This is a genomic window from Lysinibacillus capsici (genome assembly GCF_003367505.1).
Taxonomy (GTDB): Bacteria; Bacillota; Bacilli; order Bacillales_A; family Planococcaceae; genus Lysinibacillus; species Lysinibacillus capsici.
Window position 1 is genome coordinate 156,408 of the sequence record NZ_PXXX01000015.1, and the last position, 19,041, is coordinate 175,448.

Sequence of the window (19,041 nt, forward strand, 5' to 3'; positions counted from 1 at the left end):
CTGAAGGGAGGGCTTCAACACTTGCTATAAAAGGCTTTATCAAGGGAATTTACAGTTTTATTACAAATGTTTCAGTAAGATGTAATATGGAACAATTCCATGAAAAAAGCTGCCCCAAAACGAGGCAGCTTACACGATTTTCTGTATCATTTCTACACGATTACCAAAGGGATCACGGAATTCAAAACGCTCGTAATGAGGAATAGGCACAGAATCGAGTATCTTGATTTGATGAGCTGCGAGTTTCTTCCGCCAATACTGAATATCCGCTACTTGATATGCAATATGCGCCTTTGTGGTCAAACGATCGAAGCCATCCTCTGTCCCTACATGGACCTCCTGTTGACCAAGCTGTAACCAAAATCCCCCACGTCCTTTAAGAGAGTCAGGCTTCTCTAATTCTTGAAGTCCTAAGACATGACAATAAAAATCCTTCCCTTGCTCCTCGCAACCTTTCGGAATTGTAATTTGCACATGATGTAAACCCATTATCATCTCAGACTGTCCCCCTTTTTTCTTAATTATAGATTAATTTCTAAATATTTGAAATGGATGGGAGGATAGAATTTGAACTGGTGGATAGAACTTCAAAAGTGAAGGATAGAATTCTAAAACTGGCGGATAGAATCATCAAATGGAAGGATAGAGTTTAAACTAGTGGATAGAATTTCAAAAGTGAAGGATAGAATTCAAAAACTGGTGGATAGAATCATCAAATGGAAGGATAGAGTTTAAACTAGTGGATAGAATTTCAAAAGTGAAGGATAGAATTTAAAAACTGGTGGATAGAATCATCAAATGGAAGGATAGAGTTTAAACTGGCGGATAGAATCATCAAATGGAAGGATAGGGTTTAAACTGGTGGATAGAACTTTAAAAGTGGAGGATAGCGCTTCAAATTAAGTGGATAAAACCTCAAAAGAGAGGGGTAGAGCTCTAAATCTAATCTTTAGAACTTTAAAAACCCAACATTTCTATTCTGTTAAGATTTAATACTATGGTATAATAATAAAAACGGAATAATAGGATAGAGGTACAAATTAGATTTTTTAATTTGTTTAAAAGGGAAGATCGGTGTGAATCCGACGCTGTCCCGCAACTGTAAATGGGAGCACATTTCAAAAGGCCACTGTTACGAGTCGTAATGGGAAGGTGAAAGGTGTGATGAACATAAGCCAGGAGACCTGCCTTTATCTAGTACAGCCAAAAAACCTACGCGGATAGGGGGTGTTGAGTGTGACTAGAGAAATTCTCCTGCATGCTCATAGTACGATGATTGCTAACAAGGTAGCTTCTATGAATAATAGAAAGCTTCTTTCCATATGGCAAACATCGTATTATGTCGTGTATTTGTCATAAAAGACATCTTTCTGATGAGGGAAAGATGTTTTTTTATGGAAAAAATTAAAGGAGCGGTCCACATGAATCCACAAGTTGTTGAGTACTATGAAAGCTTATTCAAATTTGAAATTATGCAAGAGCCTAAACCCTTAAAGGAGCTTGTCGAACAATATGTTGGGCATGATGCTTCACATGAGCAATCTATTTTAGCAGCATACGCAAATGTTTTGAAAGAATTAAGAGGATAGAGTATGTTTGGCTACTTCGAAAAACGAAGTAGCCATTTTTTAATAAGCGCATGCTTTGACAATTAATAATAGTAGGCGTAAAATTTCGTTGAACAATTGTTTTGAACGTTTGTTCAAAAAAGAGGTGAGAACTATCGATCAAAAAGAAAAAAATAAAGAAGTAAAGGATCAAATTTTACAAGCGGCAAAAACCTTGTTTTCATCAAGGGGCTTTGATGGCACCACGGTGAGACAAATTTGTGAAGAAGCAGATGTGTCACTTGCACTTGTTTCCTATCATTTTGGTGGCAAGGAAAATGTCTTTAATGCATTATTTGAACCGCTACGCCACACCTTTATGAATGCTCATTATGACGTTCAAGATTCAATCGGTGCGCTTCGTAGCTTTTGTCGTAACTTTGTTCTTTACCGAATCCAGGAGCATGAGTTAATTGATATATTACAGCAAGAAATAGTCATGAATAGTCCTAGGCTTGAGATGCTAAAGGATGTGTTTTTACCTTCCTGGGAGCAACTTCGGACAATTTTATTGGCTTGTCAGGAGCAACAGACCATTTACTTCGAGTCACTTGATGTTGCACTGAACTTTATTATGGGAACGTTAATGTATTCGTTGAACAATCCCTTTTTAAACCGTTCTTCATTACAAGTAACACCTGATCAGATTGCGGAGCTTGCAGTGAACTTCGTGTTACATGGTCTTCAAACAAACTTATAAAAAGAAGGTAGTAGAATGAAAGCAGCAAAATTTTACGGTGTAAAAGATATTCGAGTAGAGGAGGCACAACTGCCAGCACTAGAGCCAGGCATGGTGAAAGTAAAAGTTGCCTTTGCTGGAATTTGTGGTAGTGATTTACATGAATATGTTGGTGGGGCTTATGCATTCCGTACACAACCTGTATTAGGGCATGAATTTGCAGGTGTCGTTGTAGAGGTTGCAAAAGGCGTTACACAGACAAAAGTAGGAGATCGTGTGGCAGTGGAGCCACCAATTCCATGTGGTAAATGTGATAATTGTCGACGTGGCTATTCCAACTTATGTAAACGTGGTCAATCTTATGGCTATACAATTTCTGGCGGATTTGCAGAATATGCAGTTGTACAAGAAGAAAATATTCACCTTCTTCCTGACAATATGAGCCTAGAGCTAGGCGCACTTGTTGAACCTACAGCAGTCGCGGTACATGCAGTGCGTCAAAGTCAATTAAAGCTAGGCGATACAGCTGCTATTTTTGGTGCGGGTCCTATTGGATTATTGGTCTTGCAGGCTGTGAAGGCAGCGGGAGCAAGTGAAATTTTTGTCGTAGAGGTATCCGATGAACGACGCAAAAAAGCACTTGAATTAGGCGCAACGTATGTCATTAATCCAATTGATACGGATGCAGTAGCGTTTATACGTGAAAAAACAACTGGTGGGGTAGATGTTGCGTATGATGCAGCAGGTGTGCAAGCAACATTTACAAGCGGTGTTAGTGCTGTTCATCCAGGTGGCGAATTTAAAATCGTCAGCGTTTGGGAAAGACCTGTAGAATTTAACCCTAATGCGGTGGTTTCTCCAGAGGTAAAAATCAGTGGCTCGTTTGCCTATGTGAATATTTTCCCTGAAGTGATTCGATTACTTGCTCGTGGTGTAATTGATGGACAAGCTGTTATCACAAGCCAGATTGCAATAGAGGATATCGTGGAAAAAGGCTTTGAAGCTTTAACAAAGGATCGTAGCCAATGTAAAATTCTTGTGAATATGAGCATGTAATTGTCTGAAATCATAGCCGAACTTGAGGTTTGGCTATGATTTTTTTGGCTACCTTAATAATATAATACCAATTGGAATACATTTGTTTGTCATAAAACTGCCTTTAGGACTTCATTCATATTTCACTTTTTATTTATATAATTAATCTGCTATAAATAGAGAGATTGGAGATTAAATATGAAAAATTTGCTTTATTCTAGATTTTGGCGGCTACATTTTTTCGCAGCACTTTTTATTACGCCTTTATTGCTGTCTCTCACAGTAAGTGGGATTGGTTATTTGTTTTTTACAGATGTAGAAAATCGATTATATGACGATTATTTCTTTGGTGAGAGCCATAAGGAAGAGGTCTTAACAATTGATGAGGCCGTGGAAAAAGCGGAGGCGGCATTTGCAGGATACTCTACTACGAAAGTGATTATGTTGGAGGAGCCATATAATACGCGTTTAACTTTATCAAATGGCACTAAACAAAAGTACGTATTTTTAGATGATCACAATCAAATGGTTGGTAGTCAGGACGCCGATTATACATTTTCAAATATTATGCGAAATACCCATAGCTCTCTCTTTATTGGTGGTACCTTTGTAAATTATTTAGTAGAGCTGGCAGCTTGTTGGACGATCTTTTTATTACTGTCAGGGCTTTATATGACATTCAAAGGAAATCTCTTAAAGAAGGGCAAGTCGGAGAATAAGAGACAAAAAAGTAAGAGGTTGCATGCACTTGTTGGGACAATCATTACCATTCCGATGGTGATGTTCATTTCGACTGGGCTATTATGGTCTGCTTTTCAAGGTTCCATGCTTGCAGATATAGCGTCAGAAAATCCTACTTTTGGGTATCCATTACTCCAACAAAAGCCACCAACATCTGATGTCTCTGAAATACCATGGGCGACTCGTCAATTAGAGGCACCGACATCAGAAGGAGAACATGCCCAACATCATGGCGGTGGAGCTGTCCGTTATACGAACGATAGCCAAATGACGATTGCTCAGCTTGAAAAAGAAATCAATTCGATGAACATTGCTAAGCCTTACTCTATAATTTATCCGTCAAACGGTGAGGGCGTCTATACAGTGGCGAAGGCTAGTAATTCTGGTGTAACAGGGCTAGATGTAAAACCCACAGCGGAAGCCACAATGTATTTTGATCAGTATAGTGGCAAGTTTATCGATCAAGTGAATTATGACGATTATGGCCCATTAGCTAAATTCTTTACATGGGGAATACCATTACATGAAGGGCATTTATTCGGCTGGCCGAATAAGCTTTTAAACTTAGTGGTTTGTCTAGCCTTTTTAGCCGTAATCGTGTGGGGCATTCGCACTTGGATTTTGCGTAGAAAAAAAGGGGAGCTGTCTGCACCACCGCAAATTTCTCATAAAATATCCATGCCATTTATCATTTTCCTTGTCATATTAGGGATTATGATGCCGCTATTTGGTGCGTCATTAATCGCTGTGGTAGTAATTGAATTTATCCTTTTAGGTTGGCAAACAAAGAAGAAGCTAAGAGCACAAGAAACTAAATAAAGCAAAGATGATACGGCACAGCGGGTTTGTGCCGTATCTTTTTTTTGTTTATTTCATTTATAGGAACGCAATACTATACTGAAGCGGCAAAAATGTTTATAGATTTTTCAGCATGATTTTATAAAGTTTTAAGATTTGTATGGTACATTGCTAGTAGTTTCAGCTTATGGGGGTATGTAGATGTCAATAAAAACAAGGTTTTTGCTATCTTATGTGGGTGTCATCATCATTGCCATCACACTATTACTAGCAGCGGTTTTTCTTTTTTCCTTTGCCATTACAGGTGATGTCAAAGCGATTGAGCATTTTTATAAAAAATCTTATGTCCAAAAGCCTTTGACGACAGTAGAGGAAAATGCGTTTCTAGATTTAAAATTACTAGCTAAAAAAAGTCCCCAGCAGCTTTTAGATCTCGAACAGCTTGAACAAATCAATGCGCCTTCGATAGAGATTGTGGTACGAAAAGATCATCAAATCGTGTATTCAACACAGAAAGAGCATAAACAATTATTGCTTCAAAGCTTACCTAGCTTTGAAGCGACCAATATTAATTCTCGTGACACCATCATGATAAATCGAGCCTTTTATACGTATGTTAAATTTGATTTTTATTTTCCAGATCAAACAGAGGGCAGTATTTTCGTATTGAGAGAGGTTAGTTCCCATGCAGAGGTAACGAGGGAACTGCTACCGATTCTTTTAGGTATTTTATTTGTCCTGTTTATGATGATTATTGGCTTTTTAAATTATTTAGTATCAAGAAGTATTATTAAACCGATATCGGCATTAAAGGAAGGGGCAGAACGAATTAAATCGGGCGACTTGGATTTTGAAATTGCGACCCACTCGAAGGATGAAATTGGTCAGCTGAATCGGTCATTCGAGGAAATGAGAGTCAAATTAAAAGAATCCATCCAGCTTCAGCTTCAATATGAGGAAAATCGAAAGGAGCTCATCTCCAATATCTCCCATGATTTAAAAACGCCGATGACTTCCATTATCGGCTATGTGGAGGGCATTAAAGATGGTGTGGCAAATACAGAGGAAAAGATGGATAAATATTTAACTACTATCTATACAAAGGCAAAGGATATGGATGTATTAATTGATGAGCTATTCTTATTTTCTAAATTGGATTTAAAAAAGATTCCCTTCCAATTGGAAAGCATCAATCTCCACCAATATATGCATGATTATGTAGAGGATGCAAGCTTTGATTTTATTGCACGAGATATTCATTTACAATATCTATCAGCAGGCTCGCCGCTTTTGGCAATGGTGGACCGAGATAAATTAAGACGTGTCCTGACGAACCTTTTAAGTAATAGCGAAAAATATATGGATAAGCCATATAAGCAAATCATTATTTCCTTGCATGAGCGAGCAGAGGATGCGATTATTCAGGTAACAGATAATGGTGCAGGCATTGATCCTGTCGCATTGCCCTATATTTTTGATCGATTTTACCGTGCGGAGCCTTCACGTAATTCGCAAACAGGAGGCAGTGGCTTAGGGTTAGCCATTGCCAAACAAATCGTTGTTGAAATGGGTGGCGATATTTGGGCAAAGAGTGAATTAGCAAAGGGGACGAGCATATTCATTTCATTGAAAAAGGCTGAGGAGAAGGTGAATCATCATGAAAAAAATTCTGCTAATTGAAGACGAAGTGAGCATAGCTGAGCTTCAACGAGATTATTTAGAGATTAATGGCTTTACAGTAGATATCCAACATCATGGAGAGGATGGGCTACAGCAGGCACTTAAAGGTAATTATGATTTAATCATTTTGGATATCATGCTACCAGGGATAAGTGGCTTTGACATTTGTAAACAGATTCGAGCAGTACACAATATTCCCATTTTATTTGTTTCAGCTAAAAAGGAGGATATTGATAAAATTCGTGGTCTTGGACTAGGAGCGGATGATTATATTACAAAACCATTTAGTCCGAGTGAATTAGTGGCAAGGGTCAAGGCCCATTTATCGAGATATGAGCGTCTGGCGACCCATCAACAAACAAATCATATGATGTCCATTCATGGCATTACAATCGATACTTCGGCTAGAAAGGTGTTTGTTAATGGTGAGGAGATTGCCTTTACAACGAAGGAATTTGATTTACTTGTCTTTTTTGTTAGACACCCCAATCAAGTATTAAGTAAGGAACAGCTATATGAGCGAAACTGGGGCTATGAATCAGCTGCAGACGTTTCGACTGTCACTGTTCATATACGAAAGCTACGTGAAAAAATTGAACGAGAGCCAGCGCATCCAAAGTTTTTGGAAACAGTATGGGGTGCAGGCTATCGCTTCAATGTTTAAGTTAAACTACCTCGTCCTTGTGGCGGGGTAGTTTTTTTAGACTTTTTTAAGAATTCGTTAATGGGCAATTTAGCATTACCGCTTACACTGAGGAAGGAAAGGCGGTGTATTAAAATTGAAAAAAAGGCAGGCAGTTATCATTGCATTAACATTTTTACTTCAAGGGTGTGCCTCAATTGATACAGAAACAATACAGCATGATAAAGGTGGGAGTGAAGTTGTGGGAACAGAATGGGCGAGTGAGTTGCTCAATGCAGCTGAAAGGGGAGATATCGATGGGCTTCAACATGCTTTGAAACAAAAAGGGGACATCAATGTACAAGATTCAAATAATCGAACAGCTTTGATGATAGCTACCTATAATCAGGATATAGAGGCAGTTAAATTATTAATAGATGCAGGAGCAGATGTTAATATTCAGGATAATCAGCAAAATACGCCATTTCTCTATGCAGGTGCGGAGGGCTATCTGGGTATTTTAAAGATGACCATTCAAGCTGGTGCTGATCCGACTATTTTAAATCGATATGGGGGAACAGCACTCATACCAGCAGCAGAGCATGGTCATGTGGAGGTCATCGAGGAGCTATTGAGCAATACCGATATTGACGTCAATCATGTGAATCATTTAGGCTGGACAGCCCTGATGGAGGCGATTGTCTTAAATAACGGCAATCCAACACAGCAAACCGTAATACAACGACTAATTGAACATGGTGCTGATGTAAATATTCCCGATCAAAATAACGTGACACCTCTGCAACATGCAAAACAACGAGGATTTAAAGCAATCGAACAAATTCTACTTGCAGCAGGCGCAAAGTAACCCAAACTGTAGAGACAGCTCTCTACAGTTTTCTTAGTGTTGAAAAACAAAACAGTCAATTGAAAGGTAGAAATGGATTTCCGTTGCAGGCTACTTGCTTTCCTGTGGGCGAGCGCCGAATCGCTTCCTCCGCTACCGCTCCGTTTAGAGTTTCGCCTGTCTTGCTATCCCACGGGAGTCAAGCAACCTTCCACTTCAACCCAACCCACTAACTTATTAGCAAAGGTTTTCAAATAAAGTGAAGGTGTTCACTACTCTTTATGAAGAGGTGTTGTCATGCATCACTTCTCCACATTGAAAATAAGAACTTATCCCCTCTAAGAATACAGTTAATGGACGATTTGTTACTATAAAAAAGTAAAGACACTTTGCGGAATGGTTTATTGGAGTGGAGCCAGCGTCACTCCTAGGGGATTTAGCGTCACAGAGGAGACCCTGGAGCGAACGTAAGTGAGTGAAGCGGCTCATCGGACGCCCCCTGGAAAGGACGCTGGTGTAACGGAAATCAACCCCTCGACTTGCAAAGTTGCTTTTTCTGGCGTTGACATCATCTTTTTTCAACAACATGCAAACTGTAGAGACAGCTCTCTACAGTTTTTTGTTCTTAAATTATTTTTCCTATTTTTTAATTCTTTTTTAATAGTTTATTTATTAGCAGTTTAGATTTGGACTTTATGATAAATTTTGTAAACCAAATTACACCATAAAGGAGAGTTCAACAAATGAAATTAAGAAAACGTATTGTCCCAGCAGCATTGGCTTTATCCGTAGTATCAGCAGGTCTAGTAACCATAGGCGAGCCATTAAATGCAGATGCGACAAGCAATAAAGCAGTAGTAGCGGAAAACGAGCAAGTAGCTAAAATTACAAACATCAAGCCATTAAATACAATGACACTACAAATTACATTTAATCAGCCATTAGCAGCAGCTGATGTAGACCTAAATCATTTAGATGCTATAAAAAAACATTTTACGTTTAATGGAGATTTAGAGATTGTCAATGTGCCACGCTTAATGACAGGCTCTAAGAGTACATATATTGTACCAACAACATTCCAAGAAGATGATTTTATCTATACATTGAGCTATAAAGAGCAACGCAATAAAGTTTTTGAGGGCACAGATGAAAAGGTATATGTACGCAATGTGGAGCAAGTCACAAATGATACATTTACATTGGAATCCTTTCAGGAGGATGGCGTAGTAGATTATGCTAATATTATTGAAGCCTATCGCGCAGGCCGTGGAGATTTAGCATTTAGCTTAGATGGTCATAATCGAGATGCTAGCGGCAAACGCTTTGATGTTATTTCTTCCTTACGTGATCGCTATGTGACGGTGAGAACAAGTGAGGGAGAAGAGTTTGTTGCTAATTATGTACCATTTACACAAGCAGCTGATGGCAGACAGGCTCCACAATTTAGACTCCCTGCTGGCAAGGTTTTAAAACCAGGTGTGACTTACCGTGTGTACGCACAATGGGCGGAAATAGATGTAAGGAGCTTTGTAGCGAAAGAAATCGCGCCAATCACTCTGCAAACAGCGAAAGCCATGGATGAAAAATCCTTTGAATTACAATTAAGAAACGATCCGCAATCTGATTTACTTGCTGGCCGAAGTGTAGCGTTAAAAGGCAGTGATGGGAGTACATTGCAAGCACAATATCGTTATTCATCACGTAAAGGTGCTGTGGGCATTTTTGATCTAACGAATGGTGGTACGTTGAAAGCAAATGTCAGCTATACCGTAATCCCATTAAACAACTGGGCTATAGCAACAGATTTAGTTCTACAAGGAAAATAAACGTTCTTTTGCTTAATAAAACAATGAATCTGTCATTTGAAGCTTAATAAATGGAACGTATTTTATGCTAACATTGTAAAAATCTCGTCACAGCTGTGGCGAGATTTTTTTTATAGCCAGCCTTTTTCACCTGCTACCTGAGCGGCTTGCTGTCTAGATTCAACTTGTAGCTTTTGAATAGAGGTAGATAAATAATTGCGAATCGTGCCCTTCGTTAAAAATAACTGCTTACTGATTTCGTTTGTGGTAAAGCCTTTTTTGACTAGCTGAAGCACCGCAATTTCTCGTTCATTTAAAGGGTTTTGCTCCTTCATAAATAAGGAGGCGGCTAAATCCTTGCTGACCACCTTTTCTCCTTGCATGATTTTTCGAATAGTAGCAATTAAATAATCGATGGGTTCATCTTTCAATAGATAGCCGTGTACCTCGCAATCCATTGCCTTCTGCAAATAACCAGGGCGTGCAAAGGTTGTTACAATCATTACCTTGCAAGGGAGGTTGGCCTGTTTAATTTTTTCAGCAAGCTCAAGCCCTGATAGATGGGGCATTTCAATATCGACTAGGCAAATATCTGGTGGCTCCTGCTGGATCAATTCCCATGCTTGTTGTCCATCTGCAACCTCAGCTATGACCTCAATATCAGGCTCAAACGCTAGTAGCGAAGTTAGGGCACCACGTAACATTTGTTGGTCTTCTGCTAGTAATACACGTATCATGTTAGAGGCTCCTTTCCATCTTGAATTGGTAGAGTGAGTGTGACGCTGGTGCCTACTGGTGTGTCACTTTCAATCAGGGCAAAGCCTTGCAGCATATGCATTCTTTCTTTTATGGAGTGGATGCCATTCCCACGTCCTTGTGACTGTAAACCGATGCCATCGTCTTTCATCACAAGTGTATAGTGTCCAGCACAACATTGAATGGTGAAATGACATTTTTTTGCCTGACTATGCTTGAGAATATTCGTAGTCGTCTCTCGTACACATAGAGCAAGCATCGTTTCCTCCACACTAGAAAGTACGATTTGAGGACATTGATTGTCAAGGGTTGTCGTAATATTCGCGCTTTGTAAAAGCTGTTGGCAATGAATAAGCTCCGTTTGCAACGAAATAAAATTCATATCAGACACAAGCTCACGTACTTGTTTTAAGGCGGTACGGGTAGTGGCTAATATGTCATGTAGCTCAGGCTTCACGCTTGAAGGATCTCGGTCAATCAGTTTGGTCGTTAGTTCGGTTTTTACTTTAATCATTGTAAGCGTATGGCCAATTGTATCATGAAGGTCTCTAGCGATCCGTTGTCGTTCCTCTTGCTGAACAAGCTGTGTATTTACGTCTGCCAGCTCAGCCTGCAGATTTTTCGACTTTTCCACAAAATAAATGAGAATCGGGAGCACCAGTTGAAACATCATAATCGGTACTAATACCTGTGATTCCTTTGGTAAAAGGGAATCTGTTGTCATGTACAAAACCGTCAAAAACATGACAGCGATGGCTACAATCCCACAGGCAATATGCCATTTTGATTTTGCACGTCCTAGTAAGTCGGCAAAGGTAAAGCCAAAAATAAGCATAAAAGGATCGACAATTATGCTAAGTAAGGTGATAAGGACAAAGGCTACTAGAGATGCCGTAAGTAGCCTCCAATCTCGATGCCATAAAGCAATGTAGAAGGCTATTAGGTATAAAAGGAGCACTGTTATTTTCATAGCTAAGGGAAGGGAATGAGACCCTAATACTAATGCGAATAGGAAAATGACAGAAGCTGCATCAATGATTAAATAATGCTTAATTTGTTCTCTAGGATATATTTTTATTACTAGCACCATCCTTTGTTGCTGATTACTGTGTCATCGCTTGAAGGGCTTTTTTACGAATCCATTCCATAGGGCCCATTTGAAATTTCTGTAACCAAGCGAACGCTATAACAAGTTGTAAGATTGATAGAGATAGCCAAATACCAATGACAGTGAAGCTATTGACTTGCCCACCTAAGCCAAGCCCCCAGCCATAAAAAATAATCGACGCCAGCACGTTTTGGAGGACATAGCAGCTTAAAGACATTTTACCAACATGAGCAAAGCGCTGCCAAAGCCAGTCTAGCCTCTTATATTCTACCAGTTTACCTAAAATTCCAATATAGCCAATGGATAGAAGAGGGGCACAAAGATAGCGAACAGGTAAATCAAAAAGCCCACCAGGAATAAAAATAAGCAGATTGATAGGAAAGCCAACGAATACACCGATATTAAAGAGCTTTTGTCGAGTTTGACGTCCTTTGTCTGTTGGTGAAAATACCTCATTACGCATGAACTTCACGCCAAGTAAAAATAAAAAGACATTCATCGGGATAATAAATATAGCTTCTGAGCGATAAAATAAAAAGTTTGTGAGACGATGCTGCACCTGCGCAAACCATGTGCCATGTTCATAGAGCTCAGAAACGGATGCCATACCATTTAATGAAACACCAGCTCCTTGTAAGGTACTGATAAAAATAAGTAGAATCATTAGAATGTGAAAGCCCCCAAAAAAATAAAAGGCTCCTGTCATGACCTTATCACCCAAACGTACAATAAAAGCGACGATGAATGCTGTGACAGCATAGCTCATTAAAATATCATACTCCATCACAAGCGTGTAGTGCAGTAGCCCCTCTAACCCTAAGAAGACGATAGTCCACAAGTACACTCCTGGCCAGGCTGTACCTCTCCGTAAGGCTTGCTGATATTTTAATTGCAGGCCAACTCCAAACATAATTGTTAACAATCCAAGCAGCTTGCCATTAACGAAAAATAATACGACCATACGTAAAAAATCATTGAAGGACCACCAACCAGAATAATCACTTGTTGTTATATACGATAAATCACCAAGATAAGCAAAAATCCAAATATTTGTGCCAAGCGTTCCTAAGACGGCAAAGCCTCTTAACATATCGATAAAGGGAAGTCTTTGTTGTGTTTGCATAAGTTCGATCACTCTTTCTTTGTTTTCTTACCTTAAGGATAAGAAAATTTCAAGAGAAAACCTATTCACACCAGTCAAAGAATCTTGATGACAGGTGTCATAAAGTATGCTGAGACAGCACAAAAACCAGCAACGTTTTTGCTGCCGGCTCATTATTTTGTACAGGTATAGATGCGATAGTCTAAAATGTCTTCGTATTTTTCATTCATGGCAATATGCTGATCCATGATTTTATAGAATTCGGATTCCATATCTGTGGAAACTTGAAATTCAGGCTTGGATGAGATGGATTTGTTTTTTTGTATATGGATATCATAAAAACCAGCCTGTTGCAGTAGTCTTACCCAATCCTTTTTCCTGAGGAGAGACTGAAAGCCGTAAAATTGTTGGAGGTCGTCTGCAAGTTCGGTACGAAGTGTTTGAGGAATGGTAAATTCGATAGCAATGAAGCGGCCACCTTTTTTCAATAAACGATAAATTTCCTGCAAAGCCTGCTGCAAATTAACAAAGGCCAGAACCGACTCAGCTAGAATCAAGTCAAATGTCTCGTTCGCTAACGAGGTTTGTTCAATAGAGCCTTGCAGAAGTTTAACAGGTAGACGCGCTTTATGCATTCGCTGACGAGCCTTTTCTATCATGATGGGCTGAATATCGAGACCTGTGACGTTTGCTTGATAGGAAGATGCTAAATAAGCAGCCGTTTGCCCTGTACCACATCCCACATCTAAAATATGTGTGTTTTGCTCGATATTCTCCGCTTGCAAAACAGCCTTTGATAGATTAATGCCCCCAGGATGTGCGCCTCCGACCCCGAACTTAGCTAAAAAGGTAAGATAATGAGAGTCTTGTATAGTACCACCTTCTTTTTTCTTATAGTATGACAGGGAAACTAGTATGGTTCCCTTATTATTTTTAACCTCTTCTTCAAAAGTCTAATTCGCTATAAAAATTTTTACATATACTAGTGAGAAGCTTTCAGATAGGGGGTGTATAAATGCCATATTTTCAGCCGAATGCTAGAAGAGGTCCATATCCGCCAAACAATAGGCAATATTTTGGCCCACCTTTTCGAGGTAGGATGGTGCAACCATACTATTCTCCCAATCAACAACAGCAAGGTCCTAGATTAGGAAATTTACCAGATCATTTAAATACAATTATGGGGCATGCTGGGACGATTACAAATGGAGTAAATATGTTGAGACAGATGGGAGCGTTATTAAGTTTATTTAGATAAAAACTAGAAACCCTCTTAAGATCAGACTCTTAAGAGGGTTATATTTAGGTTTAATGGGCTGGTGCAAATTGCTTTTCGATAATAGAGCGATTTTTCTCTTTAAATAGCTCATTATGCGAGGACACCATGCCATGACGATAGGCAGTTGGTTCTAAATACGTTTTAATAGAATTGACTGCATTGGCGGCATCTTGGAATGTGCCAAGTAGCAAATTAATTTTTCCATCAAATGATAAAATATCACCTGCTGCAAAAATACCTGGTTGTGCTGTTTCACCTGTTGCCTTTCCTTCAACATAATAATCATCCTTTTTCGGAATGGCAATGGCCTCATCAAATGCAAGAGACGCCTCACGACTATAGCCATGACTGACGATTACCTCATCGATTTGACGCGTATAACTTTGCTTCGTGATCGTATTCTCACATGTGACTAATTGAATAGCCGTTTTATCAATATTTGCGGAAAGCTTTGTAATCGTTGTATTACACTCAATGCGCACACCTGCATCCAGTGCTTCCTGTACAGTGGCTTCGTGTGCTGATAGATTCTCTTTGCGGTAAACAACCGTTACGCTTTTGGCAATCGGACTTAATTCAACAGCCCAATCGATGGCTGCATTACCACCGCCTGAGATCATGATATCCTTATCGACAAAACGTTTATACGATTGCACAGTGTAATGTAGATTGGACATTTCATATTTTTCAGCGCCCTCAAGTGTTAGCTTTTGAGGGCTAATAATGCCGCCACCTACAGCTAACAGTACCGTTTTAGAATAATGCTTTTCACCAGCTGCTGTATGAATGACAAAAATATCATTGTGACGTTCAATTAAATCTACTTTTGTACCTGTCAAAATTGTAGGATCAAATGTTTTGGCTTGCTCGATTAATTGTTTAACAAATTGTTCACCCAAAACGGGAGGATGTCCCCCAATATCCCATATCAGCTTTTCAGGATAAAGTAATACTTTACCGCCAAGCTGTGGTTGACTTTCTAATAATTTTGTTTTTAAACCCCGTAAACCACTATAAAAGGCACTATATAAGCCAGCTGGGCCACCGCCAATAATTGTCACATCATACACATGCTGCATTTTTATTGCCACATCCTTAACAAATAGTAAAAAAGTAATTGACAAAATCTTATCAGGTAACTAGACTAATTCTAGTGATAATGATTATCATTTTTAGCTTTGAATATCATAGCATGGAAAGAAGTAAAAAGAAAGTGAGGGTCCGATTTGCGTTTAGAAGTTGAATCGATTCGTGTTGGTTATGAGAATAAAACGATTGTGCATGACTTATCGCTGCAAATTCCTGATGGCAAAATCACGACAATCATTGGTTCAAATGGTTGTGGAAAATCAACCTTGTTAAAAGCTATCACACGGATTTTAAAGCATGAGAGTGGACAGGTCATATTAGATGGTCAAAATATTTCCAAGATGAAAACAAAAGAATTAGCAAAAGAACTGGCAATCTTACCACAGAGTCCAGAAAGTGCACATGGTTTAACAGTGGAAGAGCTTGTATCCTACGGTCGATTTCCTTATCAAAAGGGCTTCGGGAATTTATCACAAAAAGATAAAGATGTTATTGGCTGGGCTTTACAGGTAACCAAAACAGAAGAATTCCGTTTACAATCTGTAGATGCTTTATCTGGTGGACAACGTCAGCGCGTATGGATTGCGATGGCCTTGGCCCAAGAAACCGACATTATCTTTTTAGATGAACCGACAACTTATTTAGATATGGCTCATCAGCTAGAAGTTTTAGAGCTACTTTACAGGCTGAATGAAGAACAGGGGCGCACGATTGTCATGGTCCTCCATGATTTAAATCAAGCGGCACGTTTTTCAGATTATATTGTAGCGCTTTCACAAGGTGAGCTTGTAAAATTCGGAACGGCTGAAGAAGTGATGGTTCCAGAAGTATTGAAAAAAGTATTTAATATAGATGCAGTTATTGGCAAAGATCCACGAACGAACAAACCAATGTGCATTACATATGACTTATTACAAACCATTTAAAAGGAGAATAACAATGAAAAAGTGGCTATTACCAATGTTTATGATGCTTGTGCTAGTACTTGCAGCATGTGGCAGTAAGGAAGAAAAAACAGAGAAGGCTGATGAAGGCTCAAAAGAGGAAGCTTCAACAGAAACAATCACATATCAATCAGAGTCAGGTCCTGTAGAAGTACCAGCAAATCCTAAACGTGTTGTTGTACTATCTTCTTTTGTAGGAAGCTTATTACAGCTTGATGTAAATGTTGTTGGTGTAGATGCATGGGCAGCAAAAAATCCCAACTTCGAAGATGCGATTAAAGATGCTGTTGTAGTTGAAAATACAGATATTGAAAAAATTCTTGAGCTAGAACCAGATTTAATTATTGGCTTAAATGGTATTGAAAATGCTGATAAATTAGCAGAAATCGCGCCAACTGTATTATTTACGTATGGTAAAGTAGACTATTTACAGCAGTTCATCGAAATCGGTAAAGTTGTAAATAAAGAAAAAGAAGCAACTGCTTGGGTAGAAGATTTTAAAACACGTGCAGCTGAAGCTGGTAAAAAGATTAAAGAAAAAATCGGTGAAGATGCGACTGTAACAGTAGCAGAGAACTTTAATAAACAGTTCTATATTTATGGCGATAACTGGGGTCGTGGAACAGAGATTTTATATCAAGAAATGGGCTTGAAAATGCCTGAGAAAGTAAAAGAAACAGCGTTAGAGCCTGGCTACTATGCTATTTCTCAAGAAGTTTTAGGGGAATATGCAGGTGACTACGTGATCTTCAGTATGTTCCAAGATCAAGATAATTCCTTTACAGATGCAGCATGGTTTAAAGATTTAGAAGCAGTGAAAAATGGTCATTTATTTGAAGTGAATGCAAATGCCTTTTATTTCAATGACCCTATCACATTAGAACATCAACTGAAGTTCTTTGAAGAGAAATTTTTACAATAATTAGTAGAGAGTAGCGAAGGCGAATGACAAAGTTTCGAAAGCTTCCATTTTGGCTTCAAGTATTGCTTGCATTGATTGTATTAATTGGTACTGCTAGTATCTCGCTGTGCTTAGGGGCAGCGAATACAAGCATTCAAGATGTCTTTCAAGCAATTGTCGGACAAAGTGGAGGTAAACATTACACGATTTTACGTGAAATTCGATTTCCTCGTATCATTGCAGCTATTTTTGTTGGGAGTGCCCTCGCAGTTGCTGGGGCGATTATGCAAGGGGTTACACGGAACCCATTAGCTGATCCAGGGCTGCTTGGTTTAACGGCAGGGGCAAATGCTGCCCTTGCTTTAACAATGGCATTTATCCCTAAATTCTCGTATTATACGTTAATTTTAGCCTGCTTTGTTGGGGCGGGAATCGGTATGATGTTAGTTTATGGGATTGGTGCTTCTACTAAAAAAGGCTTTTCCCCTTTAAAGCTTGTTTTAGCTGGTGCGGCTGTCACAGCCTTATTACAGGCAATCGCTGAAGGGACGGGCATTTTATTTCAAATTTCCAAAGATGTTTCGATGTGGACAAGTGGCGGTTTCATTGGCACAACATGGCAGGCATTATTGATCGTACCCGTTATTATTATTGGCTTACTGCTTTCATTTGCTTTTAGTCGTCAATTAACGATTTTAAGCTTAAATGAAGAAGTAGCAGTGGGTGTCGGACAAAATACTACGCTCGTAAAGGGTGTAATGATGTTCGTTGTGGTTATTCTGGCTGGCTCTGCTGTGGCCCTAGTCGGAAATCTAGCTTTCGTTGGCTTAATGGTACCGCATATTGTCCGCGCGTTTGTTGGGACAGACTATCGTTTTGTCTTACCGATGAGTGCCATTGTTGGTGGCTGGTTCATGGTGTTGGCTGATTTCGCAGGGCGCATGATTAACGCACCTTATGAAACGCCAGTTGTCGCTATTATTTCGATTTTAGGTCTTCCATTCTTCCTATTATTAGTGCGGAAGGGAGGACGTCAATTTGTTTAAAGAAGGTCGCAAAAAACAGCGTAAATGGTTACTCATATGGCTTGTGGTAACCTTGTTCATTTTTATTTTAGGGATTTCATTAGGTGCTGCTTCGGTTTCTATTGACCGAATTCTTCCAACCTTATTGGGCGATGGTAGTTTTAAAGAGTCCTTTGTACTCTTTTCAGTCCGTTTACCTAGAATGTTTGTGCTAGCGGCTGCGGGTATGGCATTAGCACTGGCAGGGGCCGTATTACAGGGCGTAACCCGCAATGATTTAGCAGACCCAGGAATTATAGGTATCAGTGCTGGCGCAGGTGTTGGGATTACTGTCTTTTATTTGCTAGTAGATGGCGACCTTCCTCACTTTGCCTATATTTTACCGATTGTCGGCTTTTGTAGTGCCTTAGTGACAGCACTGGGTATTTACTTTTTCTCTTATCAGCGTAATAAGGGTGTCCATCCCGTACAATTTATTTTAGTAGGGGTAGGCGTAGCATCAGCCTTATCAGGGATCATGATGGTATTAATATCCTCTGCTGAGCGGAGCGATGTACAATTTATTGCACAATGGCTAGCCGGAAATGTATGGGGAACAGATTGGCCATTTTTCTGGGCGCTAATGCCTTGGCTTGTACTGGGCATCCCTTACATTTTCTATAAAGCCAACGTTTTAAATGTCTTGGCCATGACGGAGCAAACAGCAGTCGGTCTTGGTATGAACATTGGGCGAGAACGTTTCCGATTATTAATTGTTGCGGTTGCACTAGCGGCTGCCGCGGTATCCGTAACAGGGGGAGTAGCCTTCATCGGTTTGATGGCTCCCCATATTGCAAAACAGCTCGTTGGTCCACGCTACCAATTCTTTTTACCACTGACGCTATTCATTGGCGCAAGCTTGCTAATGCTTGCTGATACCATTGGACGTGTTGCTATTGCAAGTGCAACGGTTCCTGCTGGGATTGTTGTTGCATTTATTGGCGCACCTTATTTTCTATATTTATTACGGAAGAATGTCTAGAA

At 39.5% G+C, this 19,041-nt stretch carries 19 protein-coding genes and 1 riboswitch; of the genes, 13 read left to right on the top strand and 6 right to left on the bottom strand.

Annotated elements, in window-relative coordinates; genetic code table 11:
- Positions 1 to 129 precede the first annotated feature (129 nt).
- Positions 130 to 495 (bottom strand): VOC family protein, encoded by a 366-nt coding sequence (locus C7B89_RS14115; protein ID WP_048390278.1) that lies wholly within the window; start codon positions 493 to 495, stop codon positions 130 to 132.
- 519 nt (positions 496 to 1,014) lie between these two features.
- A riboswitch (cobalamin riboswitch) is annotated at positions 1,015 to 1,206 on the top strand.
- A 215-nt stretch (positions 1,207 to 1,421) separates the two neighbouring features.
- Between C7B89_RS14115 and C7B89_RS23090 the strand changes: the two genes are divergently transcribed.
- The 8 genes from C7B89_RS23090 (at position 1,422) to C7B89_RS14160 (ending at position 9,835) form a co-directional block, all read left to right on the top strand.
- On the top strand, positions 1,422 to 1,589 hold the full coding sequence (locus tag C7B89_RS23090; protein WP_167444835.1) for a hypothetical protein: 168 nt from the start codon (positions 1,422 to 1,424) through the stop codon (positions 1,587 to 1,589).
- Positions 1,590 to 1,677: 88 nt separating this feature from the next.
- Positions 1,678 to 2,307 (top strand): TetR/AcrR family transcriptional regulator, encoded by a 630-nt coding sequence (locus C7B89_RS14120; protein WP_244205678.1) that lies wholly within the window; start codon positions 1,678 to 1,680, stop codon positions 2,305 to 2,307.
- 15 nt (positions 2,308 to 2,322) lie between these two features.
- Positions 2,323 to 3,342 carry a 2,3-butanediol dehydrogenase gene (locus C7B89_RS14125; protein WP_115673957.1) on the top strand — a complete coding sequence of 340 codons (1,020 nt, stop codon included), beginning with the start codon at positions 2,323 to 2,325 and terminating at the stop codon, positions 3,340 to 3,342.
- Positions 3,343 to 3,519: 177 nt separating this feature from the next.
- A complete protein-coding gene (locus C7B89_RS14130) occupies positions 3,520 to 4,881 on the top strand; it encodes a PepSY-associated TM helix domain-containing protein (protein ID WP_115673958.1) in 1,362 nt (453 codons plus the stop codon).
- Positions 4,882 to 5,061: 180 nt separating this feature from the next.
- Complete coding sequence (locus tag C7B89_RS14135; protein ID WP_048390284.1) at positions 5,062 to 6,540, top strand: sensor histidine kinase; 1,479 nt, start codon at positions 5,062 to 5,064, stop codon at positions 6,538 to 6,540.
- On the top strand, positions 6,518 to 7,204 hold the full coding sequence (locus C7B89_RS14140) for a response regulator transcription factor (protein ID WP_048390285.1): 687 nt from the start codon (positions 6,518 to 6,520) through the stop codon (positions 7,202 to 7,204). The genes C7B89_RS14135 and C7B89_RS14140 overlap by 23 nt, the downstream gene beginning before the upstream one ends.
- Before the next feature lie 115 nt (positions 7,205 to 7,319).
- Complete coding sequence (locus tag C7B89_RS14145; RefSeq protein ID WP_115673959.1) at positions 7,320 to 8,030, top strand: ankyrin repeat domain-containing protein; 711 nt, start codon at positions 7,320 to 7,322, stop codon at positions 8,028 to 8,030.
- Positions 8,031 to 8,752: 722 nt separating this feature from the next.
- Positions 8,753 to 9,835, top strand: coding sequence for a hypothetical protein (locus C7B89_RS14160; protein WP_054550877.1), 1,083 nt, complete (start codon positions 8,753 to 8,755; stop codon positions 9,833 to 9,835).
- 110 nt (positions 9,836 to 9,945) lie between these two features.
- Here C7B89_RS14160 and C7B89_RS14165 read toward each other — a convergent pair whose 3' ends face one another.
- From C7B89_RS14165 to C7B89_RS14180, 4 genes are all read right to left on the bottom strand, one after another.
- Positions 9,946 to 10,551 (bottom strand): response regulator transcription factor, encoded by a 606-nt coding sequence (locus tag C7B89_RS14165; protein ID WP_054550878.1) that lies wholly within the window; start codon positions 10,549 to 10,551, stop codon positions 9,946 to 9,948.
- A complete protein-coding gene (locus C7B89_RS14170; protein ID WP_115673960.1) occupies positions 10,548 to 11,660 on the bottom strand; it encodes a sensor histidine kinase in 1,113 nt (370 codons plus the stop codon). The genes C7B89_RS14165 and C7B89_RS14170 overlap by 4 nt, the downstream gene beginning before the upstream one ends.
- Positions 11,661 to 11,673: 13 nt before the next feature.
- On the bottom strand, positions 11,674 to 12,801 hold the full coding sequence (locus C7B89_RS14175; protein ID WP_103117842.1) for a DUF418 domain-containing protein: 1,128 nt from the start codon (positions 12,799 to 12,801) through the stop codon (positions 11,674 to 11,676).
- A 152-nt stretch (positions 12,802 to 12,953) separates the two neighbouring features.
- Positions 12,954 to 13,565 carry a class I SAM-dependent methyltransferase gene (locus tag C7B89_RS14180; protein ID WP_066037429.1) on the bottom strand — a complete coding sequence of 204 codons (612 nt, stop codon included), beginning with the start codon at positions 13,563 to 13,565 and terminating at the stop codon, positions 12,954 to 12,956.
- Positions 13,566 to 13,795: 230 nt separating this feature from the next.
- Between C7B89_RS14180 and C7B89_RS14185 the strand changes: the two genes are divergently transcribed.
- Positions 13,796 to 14,038 (top strand): hypothetical protein, encoded by a 243-nt coding sequence (locus C7B89_RS14185; protein WP_004229360.1) that lies wholly within the window; start codon positions 13,796 to 13,798, stop codon positions 14,036 to 14,038.
- Between the two features lie 50 nt (positions 14,039 to 14,088).
- Here C7B89_RS14185 and C7B89_RS14190 read toward each other — a convergent pair whose 3' ends face one another.
- Positions 14,089 to 15,138 (bottom strand): NAD(P)/FAD-dependent oxidoreductase, encoded by a 1,050-nt coding sequence (locus C7B89_RS14190; protein WP_115673961.1) that lies wholly within the window; start codon positions 15,136 to 15,138, stop codon positions 14,089 to 14,091.
- Positions 15,139 to 15,285: 147 nt separating this feature from the next.
- Between C7B89_RS14190 and C7B89_RS14195 the strand changes: the two genes are divergently transcribed.
- From C7B89_RS14195 to C7B89_RS14210, 4 genes are read left to right on the top strand one after another with little or no spacing between them, the layout of a single operon-like run.
- Entirely contained in the window at positions 15,286 to 16,074 is a 789-nt protein-coding gene (locus C7B89_RS14195) for an ABC transporter ATP-binding protein (protein WP_048390300.1), read from the top strand.
- A 13-nt stretch (positions 16,075 to 16,087) separates the two neighbouring features.
- Positions 16,088 to 17,014, top strand: a complete 927-nt coding sequence (locus C7B89_RS14200) for an iron-hydroxamate ABC transporter substrate-binding protein (protein ID WP_048390303.1) — start codon at positions 16,088 to 16,090, stop codon at positions 17,012 to 17,014.
- 23 nt (positions 17,015 to 17,037) lie between these two features.
- Complete coding sequence (locus C7B89_RS14205) at positions 17,038 to 18,039, top strand: FecCD family ABC transporter permease (protein ID WP_103117845.1); 1,002 nt, start codon at positions 17,038 to 17,040, stop codon at positions 18,037 to 18,039.
- Positions 18,032 to 19,039, top strand: a complete 1,008-nt coding sequence (locus C7B89_RS14210) for a FecCD family ABC transporter permease (protein WP_115673962.1) — start codon at positions 18,032 to 18,034, stop codon at positions 19,037 to 19,039. Before C7B89_RS14205 ends, C7B89_RS14210 begins: the two co-directional genes overlap by 8 nt.
- The last annotated feature ends 2 nt before the right edge of the window (positions 19,040 to 19,041 follow it).

What these genes read in the sequence shown, in the direction of transcription:
- C7B89_RS14125 (WP_115673957.1), top strand. Translation starts at nt 2,323, where the DNA reads ATGAAAGCAGCAAAATTTTACGGTGTAAAAGATATTCGAGTAGAGGAG.
- C7B89_RS14170 (WP_115673960.1), bottom strand. Translation starts at nt 11,660, where the DNA reads ATGGTGCTAGTAATAAAAATATATCCTAGAGAACAAATTAAGCATTAT.
- C7B89_RS14200 (WP_048390303.1), top strand. Translation starts at nt 16,088, where the DNA reads ATGAAAAAGTGGCTATTACCAATGTTTATGATGCTTGTGCTAGTACTT.
- C7B89_RS14135 (WP_048390284.1), top strand. Translation starts at nt 5,062, where the DNA reads ATGTCAATAAAAACAAGGTTTTTGCTATCTTATGTGGGTGTCATCATC.
- C7B89_RS14190 (WP_115673961.1), bottom strand. Translation starts at nt 15,138, where the DNA reads ATGCAGCATGTGTATGATGTGACAATTATTGGCGGTGGCCCAGCTGGC.
- C7B89_RS14175 (WP_103117842.1), bottom strand. Translation starts at nt 12,801, where the DNA reads ATGCAAACACAACAAAGACTTCCCTTTATCGATATGTTAAGAGGCTTT.
- C7B89_RS14160 (WP_054550877.1), top strand. Translation starts at nt 8,753, where the DNA reads ATGAAATTAAGAAAACGTATTGTCCCAGCAGCATTGGCTTTATCCGTA.
- C7B89_RS14140 (WP_048390285.1), top strand. Translation starts at nt 6,518, where the DNA reads ATGAAAAAAATTCTGCTAATTGAAGACGAAGTGAGCATAGCTGAGCTT.
- C7B89_RS14205 (WP_103117845.1), top strand. Translation starts at nt 17,038, where the DNA reads ATGACAAAGTTTCGAAAGCTTCCATTTTGGCTTCAAGTATTGCTTGCA.
- C7B89_RS14115 (WP_048390278.1), bottom strand. Translation starts at nt 495, where the DNA reads ATGATAATGGGTTTACATCATGTGCAAATTACAATTCCGAAAGGTTGC.
- C7B89_RS14165 (WP_054550878.1), bottom strand. Translation starts at nt 10,551, where the DNA reads ATGATACGTGTATTACTAGCAGAAGACCAACAAATGTTACGTGGTGCC.
- C7B89_RS14185 (WP_004229360.1), top strand. Translation starts at nt 13,796, where the DNA reads ATGCCATATTTTCAGCCGAATGCTAGAAGAGGTCCATATCCGCCAAAC.
- C7B89_RS14130 (WP_115673958.1), top strand. Translation starts at nt 3,520, where the DNA reads ATGAAAAATTTGCTTTATTCTAGATTTTGGCGGCTACATTTTTTCGCA.
- C7B89_RS23090 (WP_167444835.1), top strand. Translation starts at nt 1,422, where the DNA reads ATGAATCCACAAGTTGTTGAGTACTATGAAAGCTTATTCAAATTTGAA.